General features: G+C 68.2%; 11 protein-coding genes, 1 tRNA gene and 3 pseudogenes. 8 read left to right on the top strand and 7 right to left on the bottom strand.

Annotated features, from left to right (window positions below):
* Positions 1-6 precede the first annotated feature (6 nt).
* On the top strand, positions 7-207 hold the full coding sequence (locus tag AB5J56_RS38860; protein WP_369240123.1) for a hypothetical protein: 201 nt from the start codon (positions 7-9) through the stop codon (positions 205-207).
* On the opposite strand, the gene AB5J56_RS38855 is transcribed toward AB5J56_RS38860, so the two are convergent.
* Positions 174-2,162 carry a PASTA domain-containing protein gene (locus AB5J56_RS38855; RefSeq protein WP_369240121.1) on the bottom strand — a complete coding sequence of 663 codons (1,989 nt, stop codon included), beginning with the start codon at positions 2,160-2,162 and terminating at the stop codon, positions 174-176. The genes AB5J56_RS38860 and AB5J56_RS38855 overlap by 34 nt on opposite strands.
* Before the next feature lie 300 nt (positions 2,163-2,462).
* The gene (locus AB5J56_RS38850; protein WP_369240119.1) at positions 2,463-3,122 is read right to left on the bottom strand and encodes a TetR family transcriptional regulator; all 660 of its coding nucleotides are present in this window, start codon (positions 3,120-3,122) and stop codon (positions 2,463-2,465) included.
* Positions 3,123-3,854: 732 nt separating this feature from the next.
* Between AB5J56_RS38850 and AB5J56_RS38845 the strand changes: the two genes are divergently transcribed.
* Positions 3,855-4,055, top strand: a complete 201-nt coding sequence (locus AB5J56_RS38845) for a dehydrogenase (protein ID WP_369240117.1) — start codon at positions 3,855-3,857, stop codon at positions 4,053-4,055.
* 56 nt (positions 4,056-4,111) lie between these two features.
* Positions 4,112-4,211 (top strand) — tRNA-OTHER (locus AB5J56_RS38840).
* 319 nt (positions 4,212-4,530) lie between these two features.
* Here the strand turns inward: AB5J56_RS38840 and AB5J56_RS38835 are convergent.
* Both AB5J56_RS38835 and AB5J56_RS38830 read right to left on the bottom strand, forming a co-directional pair.
* Positions 4,531-5,664: pseudogene (locus AB5J56_RS38835) on the bottom strand (PP2C family protein-serine/threonine phosphatase); the annotation flags it as partial.
* Positions 5,665-5,763: 99 nt separating this feature from the next.
* Entirely contained in the window at positions 5,764-6,525 is a 762-nt protein-coding gene (locus tag AB5J56_RS38830; RefSeq protein WP_369240115.1) for an IclR family transcriptional regulator, read from the bottom strand.
* Between the two features lie 958 nt (positions 6,526-7,483).
* Between AB5J56_RS38830 and AB5J56_RS38825 the strand changes: the two genes are divergently transcribed.
* From AB5J56_RS38825 to AB5J56_RS38810, 4 genes and pseudogenes are all read left to right on the top strand, one after another.
* Positions 7,484-8,197 carry a hypothetical protein gene (locus AB5J56_RS38825; protein WP_369240113.1) on the top strand — a complete coding sequence of 238 codons (714 nt, stop codon included), beginning with the start codon at positions 7,484-7,486 and terminating at the stop codon, positions 8,195-8,197.
* Positions 8,198-9,012: 815 nt separating this feature from the next.
* A pseudogene (locus AB5J56_RS38820) lies at positions 9,013-9,522 on the top strand (IS110 family transposase); the annotation flags it as partial.
* A 445-nt stretch (positions 9,523-9,967) separates the two neighbouring features.
* Positions 9,968-10,257: pseudogene (locus AB5J56_RS38815) on the top strand (lipase family protein); the annotation flags it as partial.
* Positions 10,258-10,638: 381 nt separating this feature from the next.
* Positions 10,639-11,061 (top strand): hypothetical protein, encoded by a 423-nt coding sequence (locus AB5J56_RS38810; RefSeq protein WP_369240111.1) that lies wholly within the window; start codon positions 10,639-10,641, stop codon positions 11,059-11,061.
* 822 nt (positions 11,062-11,883) lie between these two features.
* Here the strand turns inward: AB5J56_RS38810 and pgm are convergent.
* A complete protein-coding gene (pgm, locus tag AB5J56_RS38805) occupies positions 11,884-13,524 on the bottom strand; it encodes a phosphoglucomutase (alpha-D-glucose-1,6-bisphosphate-dependent) (protein WP_369240109.1) in 1,641 nt (546 codons plus the stop codon).
* Positions 13,525-13,667: 143 nt separating this feature from the next.
* Between pgm and AB5J56_RS38800 the strand changes: the two genes are divergently transcribed.
* A complete protein-coding gene (locus tag AB5J56_RS38800; protein WP_369240107.1) occupies positions 13,668-14,315 on the top strand; it encodes a class I SAM-dependent methyltransferase in 648 nt (215 codons plus the stop codon).
* 36 nt (positions 14,316-14,351) lie between these two features.
* On the opposite strand, the gene AB5J56_RS38795 is transcribed toward AB5J56_RS38800, so the two are convergent.
* Together AB5J56_RS38795 and AB5J56_RS38790 are read right to left on the bottom strand one after the other, a co-directional pair.
* The gene (locus AB5J56_RS38795) at positions 14,352-15,083 is read right to left on the bottom strand and encodes a DUF5825 family protein (RefSeq protein WP_369240105.1); all 732 of its coding nucleotides are present in this window, start codon (positions 15,081-15,083) and stop codon (positions 14,352-14,354) included.
* Positions 15,080-16,939, bottom strand: coding sequence for a RiPP maturation radical SAM C-methyltransferase (locus tag AB5J56_RS38790; protein WP_369240103.1), 1,860 nt, complete (start codon positions 16,937-16,939; stop codon positions 15,080-15,082). The genes AB5J56_RS38795 and AB5J56_RS38790 overlap by 4 nt, the downstream gene beginning before the upstream one ends.
* Positions 16,940-16,975 lie beyond the last annotated feature (36 nt).

Below are 16,975 nucleotides of genomic sequence, written 5' to 3'. Positions count from 1 at the left end.
GCGGGCATGGACGGCGACGCCTACGCGGCCTCGACGCCGAAGTTCGAACAGGCCCGCTCGGACTGCGGGGACGCCCTCGTCTCGATCTTCATGGGCGCGATCTACCGGCGTTCCGGCAACGTTCCGGCGACTGAGAGCCGCACGTTGCCGACGGGCGTCCACCGGGCCGGGGATCATCCCGGGATCGGGGGGACCGGCAGCAACTGAGGTTCCGCGGTTTCCGTGTCACCGCCCGTGTCACCACTCGTGTCACCGCCCGTATCTCCGCCCGTCGCCGCGCCCTCGTCCGACTCGCCTGTGACGGGGGCCTGGGTGACAACGACCACTGTGCTTCCCGACCCCACCTCACTCCCCGCGGCCGGGGTGCTCGACGTCACCACCGCGTCGGACGCCTGGGAGTACCCGGTGGCAACAGTGACCTGGAGGCCGAGCGCACCCAGTTCGTCCTGGACCTCGGCAAGCGTCCTGCCGACGATGTCGGTGGGGATCTGGACGGTCTGCACGGCCTTGGCGACCTTGACGTCGATCGCCGTACCCGGCTCGACCTCGTCACCGGAAGCGACGCTCTGTCCCAGCACGGTCCCCGACTCGGCATCGCTCTCGACCTCGGTCGTGCTGCCGAGTTTCAGGTCCTGGGCGGCCAGCAGCTTCCGGGCCTCGTTCACCGTCGCACCGCTGAGGTCCGGGACCGTGGCCTTCGCCGCCTCCTTGGCCACCGCGAGGGTGATCTCGGTGCCCTTCTCGGCCTTCTCGCCGCCTTCCGGGTCCTGCTTGAGAACGGTTCCGGGATCCTCGGTGTCGGATTCGACGTGCCGCAGCTTCACCTTGAAGCCCTTGTCCTCCAGGATCCGGGACGCGTCGTCCTCGTCCTTGTCCGTCACGTCCGGCACCTCGACCTTGGGCGCCCCGGTGGAGACGGTGACCGAGACCGCCTCGCCCTTGGCGAGTTCCCCTTCCACGGGGCTCTGCTCGCAGATGTGACCCTTGGGCTGGGCGGCGCACGGCTCCCGCTTGTCGACGGTGACGGTGAGTTCGACGTTCTCGGCCGTACGCCGGGCCTCCTCCAGGGTCTGGCCCACGAGGTCGGGTACACCGACCTTGCCGTCGTCGGCCGCACCACGTCCGAACATGAACCAGCCCATGACCAGCGCCAGGACGGCGACGGCCACGCCCGCCGTGATCAGCACGACGGTTCCTCTGCGCCGGCCGCTCTCCGCTTCCGGGCCGGTGTCGTCGTACGGGAAGTCGCCCTCCACCGGCGGAAGTTCGGCGCCCGACACGAGCAGGCCCGTACCCAGGTACGCCTCGACGTCGGCAAGCATCTGCTCGGCCGACTGATAGCGGTATGCGGGGTCCTTCTCCAGGGCACGCAGGACGATCGCGTCCACCTGGGGGCCGGCCTCGGGGTTGTACAGGCTCGGCGGACGCGGGACCTCCTGGATGTGCTGGTACATCACCGCCATCGGCGTCTCGCCGGTGAACGGCGTGCGGAAGGTCAGCAGTTCGTACAGCAGGCAGCCGATGGAGTACAGGTCGGACCGCGCGTCGGTCTCCCGTCCCATCGCCTGTTCCGGCGAGAGGTACTGGGCGGTCCCGATCACGACCGACGTCTGCGTCATGCCGACGTCCCGAGCGTCCCGGGCGATCCCGAAGTCCATGACCTTGACATCTCCGGCCCAGGTCAGCATGACATTGGCCGGTTTGATGTCCCGGTGCACGATGCCGTGCTGATGCGAGTGGGCGAGGGCCCGCAGAACTCCGGCCGTCACCTCCAGGGCTCGTTCGACGGTCATCGGCGGCCCGGAGTGCAGGGCGTCGCGCAGGGTGGTCCCGTCGACGTACTCCATCACGAGGTACGGCAACTGGGCGCCGTACGCCACGTTCTCCCCCGTGTCGTACACCGCCGCGATGGCGGGATGGTTGAGCGACGCGGTGGACTGCGCCTCCCTCCGGAACCGTTCCTGGAGCGCCGGTTCGTGGGCGAGGTCGCCGCGCAGGGTTTTCACGGCCACGCCGCGGTCGAGCCGAAAGTCGTGCGCGAGATACACCTCGGCCATACCGCCGGAGCCGAGCAGGTGACGCAGCTCGTACCGGCCACCGAGGAGGGCCACCGGGTGACCCTGGTGGGGAAGGGTCAGGTCGTCTGGTCCGCCGAGGTTCACTGCGCTTCTCCATCGAAAGTCGAAAGTCCATGACGCGGCAGCCGGGCCGCCCACGAAGCCAGGAGCACAGCAAAAATAATTGCACATTGACGGGCAACTATCTTGCCCGCCGGGAGACCGGAACGTGAGACCCTCGTCACGGCTCACGCTCCGGCCGACACCTGGGACTCCGCCCGAACGAGACAGGGCAGCAGACAACTCCGGCCCGGCACTGCACGGCACCGGACGGCACGGCACGACACGGAGCACCGAGGCAGACAGGACCACGCGGGCGCCAGGCACGACGGCGACGACGACGGCTCAGTCGTCGACCACGGACTCCGCGATCGCAGTCGACGACGCGACAGCCTCGACCACGACACGCGCCCGCTCCTCCGGCACCCCGGCCGCGATGAGCGTGGTGAGGGCGACCCGGATCCCGCCGTCGTCCTCCAGTGCCCCTGTGTTGACCGCCTCCAGCAGCGCGACCGTCATCGCTTCCAGCCCGGCGCTCAACACAGCGGCCGGCAGATGCGACTGGAAGACGCCGTCCCGCTGCCCGCGCTCCAGTACGGCCGTCGTCTCCGTACGAGCCGGTGCCAGTACCTCGGCCACCCGCTCCACACCGAGATCACGCCTGGCCAGCGCCAGCAGCAGGCGGTACCGGTCCCCCACGGGCCACATCGAGAACACGAGGCGGGCAAGAGCCCACTCGGCCGAATTCTCCTTCTCGCGTTCGACACCGGCCGCCACGGCGAGCCGAAGCGTTTCGGAGGCTTCCTCGGCGAGGGCTTCCAGCAGCGCCGCCCGCCCGGGGAAGTGACCGAACAAGGTGCGCCGTACGACACCCGCGGCTCGCGCCAGCTCCTCCAGCGTGACGTCCGGGTTCCGGCCCAACTCCTTACGGGCCGTGGCCAGGATGCGCGCCCGGTTCGCCCGCGAATTGCGACGCAACGGTTCACGGACGACGGGCTTGGACATGGAAACCTCGATGGATCGCGGCGCAGCAGCGGAACAGATACGGCAGGGCGAAGGCACCCGCATTCTCACACGAAGGGCCCTCACCCCATCCAGCCCGCCAAGGTCCACACCGAGCCGGGCCGCCACGGCCACCGACGACGAAGCCCCGGGTCGGCGGTCTCGGGTCTGCTCAGCCGGCCCAGGGGCACGAAGCGAACGTCACCGGCCAGGCACTCCAGCCGGTTCGGCCCAGAAGCCGACGAGTGAGCCAGTCAGGGGGCTTCGCAGGGGTGTGCACTGGCGAAGCGCTCCCAGAGATGGACAACGAACCAGCTGAGCCAAGCGCAGAGCCCTCTTCACTCATTTCAAGATCCAACGATGTGAAGGGAAGAGCGACCCTGGCCGATTCCAAAGATCCTCATCAGCACGGTCAACAGCGGTGCGATCAAACGCACGCAACACCATCGACTCGACTCATCCCCACAGGTCAGCGGCTCTATGGCCGCCCAAGCGCCGTGGCTTCCCAAGCTGAGGGCTCCTGCGCCGTCGTCACGGGTTGGCCCTCATGGCTTGCTCTGGTCGACGGCCCCGGCAGCGTGGCTGAGGCCGGTCGGGGCTTAGCGAGGCACACGCGCGCCTGATCTGTCGGCTGACCCACCGTCGTTGCTGACTTTCGTGAGCTGAGGTTCCGGCCTTCGGCAGCGTACGCATCCCAGCACGGAGCCGCAGTCGCTCTCCAATAGGGTGCGCCACATGACCAGCGACACCCCGGCCTGTCCCGAGTGCAGTCAGCCCATGAAGCCCGGTGGCTTCGTACTCTCCGCCCGGGAAGACGACAAACGGCGCGCCTGCCGCGCGTTGTGGAAGTGCACCGGGCGGCACGTCTGGTGGAACTGGGCCGATCGGCCGGATGAGCCGCTGGAGGCCTGCCCCGTACCAGAGCTGTTCCACTGACATCCAACACTGACATCAACAGCGACGAACAGCCGCAACTGTCGGCAGTCGCCCATGTCCCCGGTGCACGCGAGAAGGCCCCACCGTGCCTGGGACGGATCGAACTCCTAAAACCCCCTAAAGCGGGTGTCGCAGTTTCGAATCCTGCCGGGGGCACAACGCATTAAGCCGCTGACCTGGGGTTTCTCCCCTCAGGGAGGCATTCTGATCGGCCTCGGACTCCTCGTCCGGGGCCGTTTGCGTCAGCGGACGAATCGCCAGGTCCCGAAAATTCTCCCGAGAAGGCGGCGAAGGGGATACCTAGGTCCGCCGCTCCTTCGGGCTTCTCGGCAGCCTGGCTTCCGTCGCCCGCGCCCGCGCCCGCAGCAGAGGACCGGCATCGGGACGAGACGGAGCGTGAGCCGCTGCCGCGACCGGCGTCCGACGCCGCTTCGAAAACGGCGGCTTCGGCTGCGGGAGTGGTCGCTTCGGGAACAGCCGGCTTGCGGAGCAGGAGCAGCGCCGCATCGTCGTGCAGTCGGCCGCCCACATGCGCCAGCAGTTCGTCATGGAGCGCGGTGAGGGTGCCGGCCGGCTCGTCGGACAAGTGGCGGGCCAGCCCTTCGGCGAGCGGGTAGAACTCACGGCGGTGGTTGCGGGCCTCGGTAACCCCATCGGTGTAGAGCAGCAGTTGATCCCCGTCGGCGAAAGGCAGCACCTGGAGGCTGGGGGTCTCGTCCGTGAGGGCGCGCAGCCCGAGGGGCGGGGCCGGATGGGCAGGCTCCACCGTCACGACGGTGCCGGATTCGCGCACCAGCAGCGGAGGCGCGTGTCCACAGTTGACCACCTCCAGATGGCCTGCCTGCGGGTACCCGGCGACCACGGCGGTGACGAAGTCGTCGCAACCGAGGTTGCGCGCCAGGCTCCGCTCGATCCTGCCGACGACGGCGAGGAGATCGGGCTCGTCGTAGGCGGCCTCACGGAAGACACCGAGTACGAGTGCGGCGGTCCCCACGGCCGGCAGCCCCTTGCCGCGCACATCGCCGACGATCAGCCTGACCCCGTACGGGGTGGGCACCAGCGCATAGAGATCCCCGCCGATACGGGCCTCCGCCGCCGCGGCGCTGTAGCGGACGGCCACCTGGAACGGGCCGACAGCCGCCGGTACGGGCTTGAGGAGCGCATGCTGGGCGGCCTCCGCGACCGAGCGGACGGCCGCGAGCACCCGTTCACGACGCCCGCGCAGCGCGCTGGCGAGGCCACTTGCCAGCGTGACGGCCGCCAGGGCGGACAGTACGGCCGTCAGCTCATGTCCCGGAACACCGTCCCTGGTTCCGAGCGTCGCGCCCAGCACCGCGGCGAGAAGGCCGACACAGAGGACTCCGCGCGGCCCGCCGGTGGTGGCGGCCAGCGCGGGCCCGGCCGCGAGCAGTGGCAGCCAGATCGTCCCTGCTCCGCACGCGACATCGATGAGCACGACGACGGAGACGATCAGCACGGGCAGTACGGGTGTACCGGCGGCCAACCGTACGGCGGCACGCTTCCGGGCCGCCGACCCGGCACCGGCCGCTTGGTTCCTGAACGGCCGCATCGGCCCGTGGTCGCCACCACGGTCTCGGGCGTGACTCATGCTTCGTCCGTAGTCCTCACCTGCGCGCGGGGCGCACTCCCGAAATGTCTCTTTCATCCAGGAAAGAGGTTCGGTCCGGGCGCCACAAGGAGAGGATTTTCAGATAGTGAGCGAGAGGCCCCTGGTCACGCGACTCGCGGTCGGGATCAGCCGCTCCAGAATCTCCTCGAGTCGGGAGAGCCGGTCCGCCCGCAGCGAGACGCCGAGCGAGCCGAGTGTGTCCCCGCTGTAGACGGGCACGGCGACACAGACCGTACCGAGGGCATACTCCTCCAGGTCCGTGACGGCCGGGGCCACGGGTGAGGAGTCGAGTTGCCGGAGCAGCTCCGGACGGCTGGTGATGGTCCGTGGTGTGAGGTCGGCGAGGTTGTGCCGGGAGAGGTAGTCCTTGCGGGCCTCGTCGTCCAGTTCTCGCAGCACGGACTTGCCCAGCGCGGTGGCGTGCCCCGCGTCCTCGAATCCCACCCAGAGGTCGACACGGGGCGCCTGGGGGCCGTCGACGATCTCGGCGACCCGGATCTCGCCCTCCTCGTAGAAGGTGAGGTACGCGGCGGTCGCGAGCTCGTCCCGCAGAGCGGCGAGCGTGGGACGGACACGGCTGAGCAGCGCCTGCCCGCGGCCCGTGGTGTGCAGCGTCTGCAGCTTGTCGCCCAGGACGAACCCGCCGTCATCCAGCTTCCGTACGTATCCGTCGTGGACCAGCGTCCGCAGCAGGTGATAGGCGGTGGCCAGGGGCAGTCCCGTCTCACGCGCCAGTTGCTTCGCCGGCGCGCCGTTCTCGTGCGTGCTCACCGCCTCCAGCAGTCGGAAGGCCCGCTGCACGGAAGTGATGAGCGTAGGGCCACCGTCGTGAGCACCCATACGACCAGCGTGCGCCGAGCACACGACGCAGGCAAGGCGCGCGCCCCTTCGCGACTCCGCGCGGCCCCACACCGCGGCCGGATCCATGATCGCCGCCTCTGCTGGGAGCCACGCCGGAGCCCTGGTGCTCCTTCGAGCTGGAGTGGCACTCACCGTGCTCATTGACAGAGGCGCTGCGGGGATACGGTGCCCCTTGGCTGAGCATGCCCCGCGTGAGCAATGCGTGAGCGGATGACCGAGCAACAGCCGCCACGAGCCGGATCAGGAATCATGCCGGGTGCTTCTGACCTGCGCGCACAGCAGCACCCGGCATGAACGAACACCACCGGGCAAGGATTCGAGCCCACTCCTAGCGGGTGTCGCAGGTTCGAATCCTGCCGGGGGAACGACGCATGACGCCGCTGAGCTGGGGTTTCTCCCTCAGGGAGGCGTTCTGATCGGCCTCGGACTCCTCGTCCGGGGCCGTTTGCGTCAGCGGAATAGCCTCCTGGTCGAGGGCGTCCGCAGGGTGCTGTCCCTCCCCTCGCAGTGCGCCAGACGGGGGCGCTAGAAGTGAAGTGGGGCATCCACCCTGCCGGTCAGCAGTGGCCAGACTGGGTAGCTGATGATCAGCGGACTGCCATGCTCCTGCTCGTGAGCGGTAAGTTCCGACTCGACCTCAGCGTGGGTAGCGTCACGTTGGAGAAGCAAGGCGACTATGTGGTGTGGGGGCCTGGGATAGATCATTCGTGACAGGCCGAAGAAGATTCTGTCGTCGTCACGGTGCGCTGGCCGTCTGTCGTCTGACACGGAATCCTGCGCGTTCGTCCGCCAGAGGCGAATGGATGTCTCGCCCCCGAATCCGGGACCCGGGGCCCGGTCTGCCCGTAAGGAGATGTGCCTGTTCGGCGGTGCTCGCAGTCGGTTGGGATACTGCGATCAGTGAAGTCCCGGGTGACGAGGTCGAGATGGAGACCAGGTGGCGATACCGAAGCGTCCGGAGCCCTTGGAGCCGTGGGTCGAGCCGGCTGCTGAGGCCGGCGACGTAGCCGCGATGAATCGGCTCGGACAGTACCTCTACCAAACCGGGAGCGAAGGCAACGTTCCAGCCGAGAAGTGGTTGCTCGCCGCCGCGGAGGCCGGTGATGCCGAAGCCATGTACTCCCTGACCTGGGTTCACCATGACCGGGCAGTGAACGCGACTCCGCACGGCCAGGACCACGACCTCACGGCGGCGTCCTGGTGCAGGCGGGCCGCCCAGGCGGGCTGGATCCCAGCGATCCAGAGCATGCATGCGTACGCTGCGGACCAAGATGAGCGCGAGTGCTGGCTCCGGAAAGCTGTGGAAACCGGCGATCCCTGGGCGCCGTTGAACCTCGCTGGCGTTCTTGACGAGATGGGACGGGCCTCCGAAGCGGAGGACTGGTACCGCAGAGCCACGGATGAACCTGGCGGGATCGGCCTTTCTGCCCGTGACTCCCTGGGCGACTTCCTCCTGAGGCAGGGCCGCCTGGAAGAAGCCGCAGAGTGCTGGAAACAACTCGCAGAAGCAGGCGAACCAGCAGGCGCCTGGCACCGGGCCTACGTTCTCGAGAAACTCGGTCGGCCAGAGGAAGCCGCAACGTGGCGTCAGCAGGGGGACGCCCTGGACGCTGCCAAACGTGCCCAGGAACTCGACTATCCAGAGCGCTAGGACGAAGCCTCTCCCCGCCCCCGGCGGCGTCGAGCTCCCGGCATGCGGGCCGGGCCGGGCGGCGCCGGGTCGAGACGGGTCGGGTCGATTCCCATGGCGCGGAGCGTGTCGGCCAAATTCACGGCTCCTCCTTGCTGACCTCTCGCAGCGAAGATTGAGCGATGTCAGCGAAGTATGAGTGACCTGGGTCACTCTTGCTGGTCTAGTGGGGGAATTGGAGTGGGGGTGCGTGCTCAACGCGGTTGCGCGTGAGGTGCCACTCCTTGGCGTAGTTCGTGACGCGATCGAACCGGAGGACGATGTCGTGTTCGTCGATCAGCCGGACCCAGATCTGTTTTCGGGTCAGCCGGTCCGCGAGCATGGGGTCGATGACCGGCCTGAGCGGTTCGACGCGGACGGGAACCCGACGGAACAGCCTCTCTGCGGGCGGTTCGAAGGGTTGTGTCCCACGTGATGGTGTAGGCGTTCAACTGGTGGGCGTGTTCGGGGTGTTGGGTAGCGCCCGGGCGCTTTCGGGGAGTTCGGGGTAGAGCTGGTCCATGCTGCCTTCGGGCAGGTAGCGGCGGGGAAGGCGATCCCCTCGTCGTGCTCTACCTTCCTTCCTGGGTCCGCCCCAGCCGTTCGTAGGGTTGTGGCACCCAGGGGATCGGGGTGTGGCTGTCGTCGTGCTGCCGGTCGTGGCTCGAAATGCTTGGCCGCTCGGATCCCCACGACGACTCGGCCGCCGATTGGGAAGTGCGAATCTGTCGCTGTGTAGAGCAATGCCGGCGAAGTCGTCCGTGGTAAGTCAGCCAGGAACGACCTGATGGAGTGCGATGAGCCGGATATGGGCGGGTACCGACTGCGGCAAGACCCACCACCACTGCCTCGTCCTGGACGCCGAGGGCGACACGCTGCTGTCGCGCCGGGTGGCCAACGACGAACCCGAGCTGTTGGCGCTGATCGGCGACGTTCTCGACCTCGTCGACGGTGACCGTGTGACCTGGGCAATGGACATGACCGGTGGTGAACCCGCCCTCTTGATCGAGCTGTTGATCGCCCACGGGCAGGAACTCGTCTACATCCCCGGCATCGCGGTGAACCGCGCCACCGACAGCTACCGCCGCGAGGGCAAGACGGACGCCCGGGATGCGAAGGTGATCGCCGACCAGGCCCGTATGCGCCGGGACCTGCAGCCGATTCGCCCAGGTGACGAGGCAGCCATCGAACTGCGGTTGCTGACCGAGCGCCGATCCGACCTGGTCGAGGACCGAACTCGCGCGCTCAACCGACTCAAATGCCTGTTGAACAGCATGTTCCCGGCCCTGGAGCGGGCCCTGGACGTGGGCAGAGTCGCCCTCAGCGCCGATCTTCGCCGTGACCTCGGCCTCGATCAGTTCCTGCATGATCCGCTCGGCGATACTGCGGACGAGTTCGAGTCCCTCGGCCGAACGCAGTGACTCCAGCAGACGTATCAGCTCAGACTGGGACAGGGCCATCGCGTCCTCTCCTCGTGGGTGAACTGCACTGTCACCAACGAGAGTTACGCGGTGGCCCGCCCCAGGATCAGGGAGCGGCGCTCACCAGCTGAAGTGCGCCCCGGGCAGATACCCGCGCACTCCCACCAGCTGATCAAGTACACCATCACGCGGGACACCATCCCACCCCAGCCGGCAGAGCCAGCACCCCAGCAGAAGTGCCTGGGCGCTCAGACAAGTCGCAGCGGTGACTGCTGCGGCCAGGAGCCGTCTGCGTGCGGGCATGGCGAACCTCCTGTGAAGCGTCTGGCAGGCCTTCCAGACCTTCCTGGCCGGCCAGCGCATCGGCACGCTCAAGCCATCGCCCCCCATCCGCATAGCGACAGGCTCAGCGACAACCTGGTGCCCCACGCCCAGGCCCGCCGCCTGGCCGCTGACTGGTGCGAGAAGGGCGCAGACGTCACCGTACAGACCGGTGCTCCTCCCTTCAACCACTTCACTCCACTCCTCGCGGACCAGGGCAGCGCGGTGACCTGGCTGACGGACCGCTTATCCGGCAAACCGGCGAAGTCGAACTGCGGGGCGTTGTCGATCCTGCCGTGACCGACCCAACGATGGAGTGCGCGGCGACGGCTGCCCTCGCCGCACACCTACGCCCGTAACCATCCGCCCAGTTGAAGACTCAATCGCATTAATTAGCCCATAAGTGGACACGCCACCAGGCTCTCGCTACGGTCGAATAACAGGCGCCACAGCCGCACAGGTTGCAGTCGGCAAACAGATCCACAGGCGCCGGAGGCCGGATCGCACCGGCCCGATTGACACTCGGCGCCCCCGTGCGCAGCAGACCGGCCGCACGCAACGCACAGGCGCATCAACCCACGCGACGGGCACACCGCACACGACGAGAGAGCAAGCAGGCATCTCGATGTGGACGTCCTCGCCAACGCGGCCTGGAGCAAAGCAACGCGAGTGGAGACTGCAATGCGGGATCTCAGCAGAAGGACAAGAAGGCTCGCCTCCGCCACGGCCGTGGCCGCGCTGGTGGTCGCGGTTCCCGCGACAGCGACCGGCACCGCGCAAGCCGATCCAGCGAAGAACAAGGTCGTCGTCGCGGGAACCGCGAGCTGCGAGCGGTTCGCGGATGCATCGGTGACCGAGGTGTCGATAACGCCCAAGGGGAAGCCCGCCAAGACGGACACTCTCTCCGGCGAGGACGAGAAAGAGGACTACTCGCTGACCTTCACGAAGATTCCGAAGCTGCCGAAGGGTCTGGCCGCCACCGCCACGGTCACGTGCCTGGACGACAACGACGACACGCAGACCTACCACAAGAACTTCACCATCAAGAGGCCGGACGACCCTGCCAAGCCCACCAACATCACCCAGACCCTCGACCTCAAGTAAGTCCACCGGACACAGAGAACCGCCGACCCGTTGGGACACCCGCGGCGGGTCGGCGCTTCCAGGTCTTTTGGGTCTGTACGACCGGAAGGTCAGCCCCAGGACAGGCGTTGCCATGCCGGACCGACCACTGTCCGCCCGCGTCCTGGGCAACGCAGGCCCACGTCTGGGCTGCTACGTCGATGACGACATGGTCGAGCCCGCCATCACGCGGCAGGGAGAGAAGTTGGGCTCGGGGCACGGGCTTGCACTGCAAAGCCGGTGCCGCCGCGACGTTCGCGGCCGGCGAGACCGCAATCTCCAGCAGAAAGGCGGACCACACAGCGCTCCAAGCACGGCGCGTGCAGAGCTCCGAGGGGTTCGACAGACCGACCGTGGCCAGCGGCAAGAGTGCCTCCACGGACAACGGCAACAACGAAGCTGACCGCGTCCGCCCCGCCCCGCAGAGCGAACTCCCGCTGATGCACGTACGAGGCATAGGCCGCGACGCCTGCTACGACCAGAGCGTGCAAAGGGCCGGATCTACGCCTCGAGGTCGAAGCCTCAGCTCCCGGCACCGCGATCCAGTGCACAACGCGCGCACACTTCCGCGGGAAGTCCCGGGCACTCGCGGGTAGAAGCGGGATCACCCAGACGCGACAAAGGCCCCCGAACAGGCCATAAGACCAGTTCAGACCTCTACGCCAGGCTCAGCCCGAGCCGTAACGCACCGCTCGCGCCCCCGCAGACTGCCGCTCGGCGGCGGCGAGCGGGGCCACTCCCGTCAGCGCGCCGCCCATCGCGGCCCCGGCGGCGATCAGTGCCGTCACCGCGGGCTCGTCCGCGTCAGGTGCCCAGCGCAGCGAGCACCACGGACCTGGCTTCCTGCTGGATCCGGTGCAGGTGGTCCGGGCCGAGGAAGGACTCCGCGTAGATTTTGTAGACGTCCTCGGTGCCTGAAGGGCGGGCCGCGAACCAGGCGTTGGTGGTGGCGACCTTGATCCCGCCGAGGGCTGCGCCGTTGCCGGGGGCCTCGGTGAGCACCGTGGTGACGGGCTCGCCGGCGAGGGTGTCGGCGGTGACCTGGCTCGGGGACAGCTTGGCGAGCAGCGCCTTCTCCTCGCGGGAGGCCGGGGCGTCGACGCGGGCGTAGGCGGGGGCGCCGAAGCGGTCGGTGAGCTGGGTGTAGTGCTGTGAGGGGGTCTTGCCCGTGACCGCCGTGATCTCGGAGGCCAGCAGCGCCAGGAGGATGCCGTCCTTGTCGGTGGTCCACACCGAGCCGTCGCGGCGCAGGAAGGACGCGCCCGCCGACTCCTCGCCGCCGAAGCCGAGCGTGCCGTCGGACAGTCCGTCCACGAACCACTTGAATCCGACCGGGACTTCGACCAGCGGCCGGCCGACGTCCGCCGCGACCCGGTCGATCATGCTGGACGACACCAGGGTCTTGCCGATTCCGGCGCCCGCGGGCCACTGCTCCCGGTGGGAGAAGAGGTAAGAAATCGCCACGGCCAGATAGTGGTTGGGGTTCATCAGGCCCCCGTCCGGCGTGACGATGCCGTGCCGGTCGGCGTCGGCGTCGTTGCCGGTGGCGATGTCGAACCGGTCGCGCTGCTCGATGAGCGAAGCCATCGCGTACGGCGAGGAGCAGTCCATGCGGATCTTGCCGTCCCAGTCCAGCGTCATGAAGCGCCAGGTGGGGTCGGTGAGCGGGTTCACCACCGTCAAGTCGAGCCGGTGCTGTTCGGCGATACGGCCCCAGTAGGCGACGGAGGCGCCGCCGAGCGGATCGGCGCCGATGCGTACGCCGGCGGCCCGGATCGCCTCCAGGTCCAGCACGTTGGGAAGGTCTGCGACATAGGCGCTGAGGAAGTCGTGGCGGCCGGTGCCGGGTGCGGCCAGGGCGCGGGCGTACGGGATGCGCCGTACGTCCTTCAGGCCGCCGGTGATGATCTCGTTGGCGCGGTCCTGGATCCAGGCGGTCGCCTCGGAACCGGCGGGGCCGCCGCTCGGCGGGTTGTACTTGAAACCGCCGTCGGCAGGCGGGTTGTGCGAGGGGGTGACCACCACGCCGTCGGCGAGGCCGGACGTGCGAGCGCGGTTGTGGGTGAGGATGGCGTGCGAGACCGCCGGGGTGGGCGTGTAGCCGTCGGCCTGGTCGATGAGGACGCTGACGTCGTTGGCGGCGAACACCTCCAGCGCCGTGATCCGCGCGGGCTCGGACAGGGCGTGGGTGTCGGCGCCCAGGAACAGGGGGCCGTCGGTGCCCTGGGCGGTGCGGTACTCGCAGATGGCCTGGCTGGTGGCCGCGATGTGGTCCTCGTTGAACGCCGCCACGAGGGACGAGCCACGGTGTCCCGAGGTGCCGAACGCCACCCGTTGCCCAGGCTCGGCCGGGTCGGGGTGCAGCGCGTAGTACGCCGTGACCAGGCGGGCCACATCGATGAGGTCCTCGGGCCCGGCGACCTGCCCCGCTCGCGCGTCCTGCATCTTCCCGCTCCTCCGCAAGAGTCGACCGCTTCGTACGGCCCTCATTCTCCCCTGCCCGGCCCGCCGGGACGCGCAGCGGGCGGCCGTTGTGTCACGCTCCGGCGGGTGCGACGATGCGGGTCGGCCGGCGAAGGGATACGGACGTGAGCCACGAGGACCAACGGCCGCCCGCCGCCGTGCTGTTCGACGCGCTGGGCCCCGACTACGAGAAGGCGTTCGCCCACGCCCCCGCCCACCTGTCGGCGCTGGAGTGGCTGATCGAGCGGCTGCCGCCCGCCGCGCGGACACTGGACGTGGGCAGCGGCACCGGGCGGCCCACCGCAGCCGCGCTCACCGGGGCCGGACACTCGGTGCTGGGCGTCGACGTCTCCCCCGTCATGGTCGAAGTCGCCGCCCGTCAGGTCCCCCAGGCCGAGTTCCGCTGCGCCGACATCCGGGATCTCCCGCTCAAGGCGGACTCGTTCGACGGCGTGTGCGTGTTCTTCTCGCTGCTGCAGATGACCCGCGCCGAGCAGTCGGCTCTGACGCGGCGCCTGACCCTGGCCCTGAGGCCCGGCGGGCACCTGGTGCTGGCCACCGTGCCCGCGGACGTGGAAGACGTCGAGTTCGTCTTCATGGGCCAGCCGGTCCGCGCGACGAGCTTCGCCGAGGAGGACTTCATCGGCATGGTGGAGGGGGCGGGGCTGACGGTGTTGTCCCGGCACAGCACCACCTTCGCCCCGGACCACCCCAGCGCCGGACCCGAGCCCCACCTCTTCCTGCACTGCCGCCGCGACGCGACCGGGCGCTGACGCTCAGGCGCCCTCCGCCAGAAGGTCACCACCCCGCTATTCCGCGGCGTCGTCCCGCTTCTTCCCCGCCGACGCCAGGGTTCCGCCCAGGAGGGCCGCGCCCAGGGGCCATGAGCGCATGTGCACGGGAAGTGTCACGCAATGATCCCCGACGCGCATGATCAGGCCCCTGCTCACCAGGTCCCGTGCGGCGGCGGCACGGCCCGGGTGCCGGATCACGTCGGCCCAGGCGCGTCCCTCCAGACAGTGGAAGAAGGCCTCGATCACGGTGGGATCGTCCATGATGAACTCGCCGCTGGATTCGGGGCGTTGGTCGACCACGGACAGGAATGTCGAGCCTCTGCGGAAGTAGAGGAGGCCGAAGTTGCCGGACGACCGCCACTCCTCGATGTATGCGGTTCCCTGCTCCGACACCGTGATGCTGTTGGGGGCGGGCAGGTGATCGAGGTGCGGGATCAGGTCGAGCTGTTCCGCGCCCAGGGTCAGTGACCAGGTGACCTGGGCACCGACGGAGGAGCATTCGCGGAGCAACGCGATGATCCGCACGATCACATGAGCGGGGAGTACCGAGAGGTCGACGGGCTCGGCCAGTCGTACGGCGGCGACGGGCACCCGGGGCAGGAGCGCCGCCAGCTCGGTGGCCGTGGGAAGTTCGGCCCAGTCGTAGCCGAGGGTCAGCGTCGCGGACCCGGGCCGGCCTCCGACCCGTACGCGTCCTTCGTCCGAGCCTCGTGCCCTGAGTTCGGCGATGTCCATCAGCGCGTTCATAGCGATGCCGCCACCTCCTTGCCGCCGACCAGCTTTCGGCGGTACGGGTCGATCTCCAGTGCGACGCTCACGTAGCGGCCCTCGTCCTCGAAGGCCAGGCCTCGATCGACGAAGTAGCGGAGCATCTCTTCGAGTTGCTCGTCCCCGACGACGTGTCCGCCCTCGGCGAGCCGCCGGCGTATGCCCTCCAGGGCGGCGCACTGGGACATGCCGAGGTACACATTGCTCTGGACCTCGTCCAGCTCGATCACTTCCTCCGGCCAGCTGGCACGGTGGTCTTCGATGACGACCCTGCCGCGGTCGTCGCTCCAGCAGGTGAGGGTGGACTGCGGGTATGCCTTGGCCCATTCCTCGCATGCCTGCTTCACGTCGTCCTCGATGGAACCCGAGATGCCCTGGACGCTGGTGTCGAAGAAGAAGACCATGTCGTACAGGTCGTTCCGTGGGATCTGGTAGATGAAGTCGTAGATCTCCGACGGACGGCGGAACATGAATCCCTGGGTGGGATCCTCGAAGTACGGGCTGAAGCGCTCCAGCGCGATGCGCCAGGCCCCGCTCGGCGGCTCGAGGTGCTCAAGTGTGGCCATTTTCTTGAGCAGTCCGCGGTATTCGTCCTCGGTCTCACCGGGGAAGCCGTAGAGGATGCTCCAGGTCACGTTGAGCCCGAGATCCTGCCCGTCCCGCAGCATCCGTACGTTGTGCGCGGCGCTGACGCCCTTGTCCATGATCCGCAGCACATTGCTGCTCAGGCTCTCGATTCCGGGCTGTACGAAGAGGACGTTCGCCTCTTTCAGCTTGCTCAACTGGTCCCGGTTCATATTGGACTTGATCTCGTAGTGGATGCGCAGATCGCAGTCGAGGGCGGCCAGCGCAGGCATCGCCGTCTTGAGGTACTTCATGTCGAGGATGTTGTCGACCATGACCAGGTCGAGGACCCGGTATCGCTCGGCCAGGTCCTGGACCTCCTGGGCGATGCGCTCAGGGGCCTTGCTTCGGAAGTCGATGTTCGATCCGTTCAGGCCGCAGAACGTGCACTGGTGGGCCTCTCCCCACCAGCAGCCGCGGGAGGTCTCCAGCACCAGCATCGGACGGACGTGGTGGCGCAGGGACGACTTCTCGAGCGCCTGGAAGTAGCCGTCGTAGTCGGGTGCGGGCACCGCGGCGAACGGGATGGCCCCCTGGTGCGGCGGATTCACCACCGTCTGCCCCGCGTCGTCGCGCCAGCTGAGCCCCGGAACATCGGCCACACTCCGGCCCTTGGCGATGCGGTTCAGCAACGCGGGCAGCGACCGCTCGCCCTCACCACTGATCACGAAGTCGAGCTGCTCGAAGTTCCGGTGCAGGGCGGGACCCTGCACTCCGTCGCAGTTGCTGCCGCCGATCACCGTGATGATGTCCGGAGCGAGCTTCTTCAGCTCCCTGGCCAGTGCGAGACACGGCACGTTCTGCATGAACGTCGTCGTGAACCCGACGACGTCGGGCGGATCAGCGGCGATCTCCGCCGCGAGATCCCGGACGAATCCCCGGGCGTACTTCTGCATCTGGACAGCGAGCGCCGGATCCATGTCCCGCTGCTCGAGGAACTCGGCGTACTCGGCGGCCTGATAAGTGTCCACGTCGTACAGCGCTGACGTGAACACCCAGTCACCCACGCCGTGGAAGACCTGGTCGGCGATGTTCCCGTAATCCTCCGTCGTGATGGAGCCGTTGCTCTCACGCATCAGGCACTCGGCCCAGCCGAGGTTGGCGTACAGCTCCTCGACGGTCCAGCCTGCGGCCTGTCGGCGGACGCACGGCCCCAGAATTCCCAGTGCGCTGGAGGGGGTGTTGAGCCCTTGCCACGGCATTGCGATCATCAGAATTTTCACAGGACGCCTACCCTTGAGTGAGAA

Origin of the sequence: Streptomyces sp. R21 (assembly GCF_041051975.1) — a bacterium.
Lineage (GTDB): Bacteria > Actinomycetota > Actinomycetes > Streptomycetales > Streptomycetaceae > Streptomyces.
The sequence above is the reverse complement of the archived record's forward strand: the minus strand, read 5'-3'. Positions and strand labels throughout refer to the sequence as shown.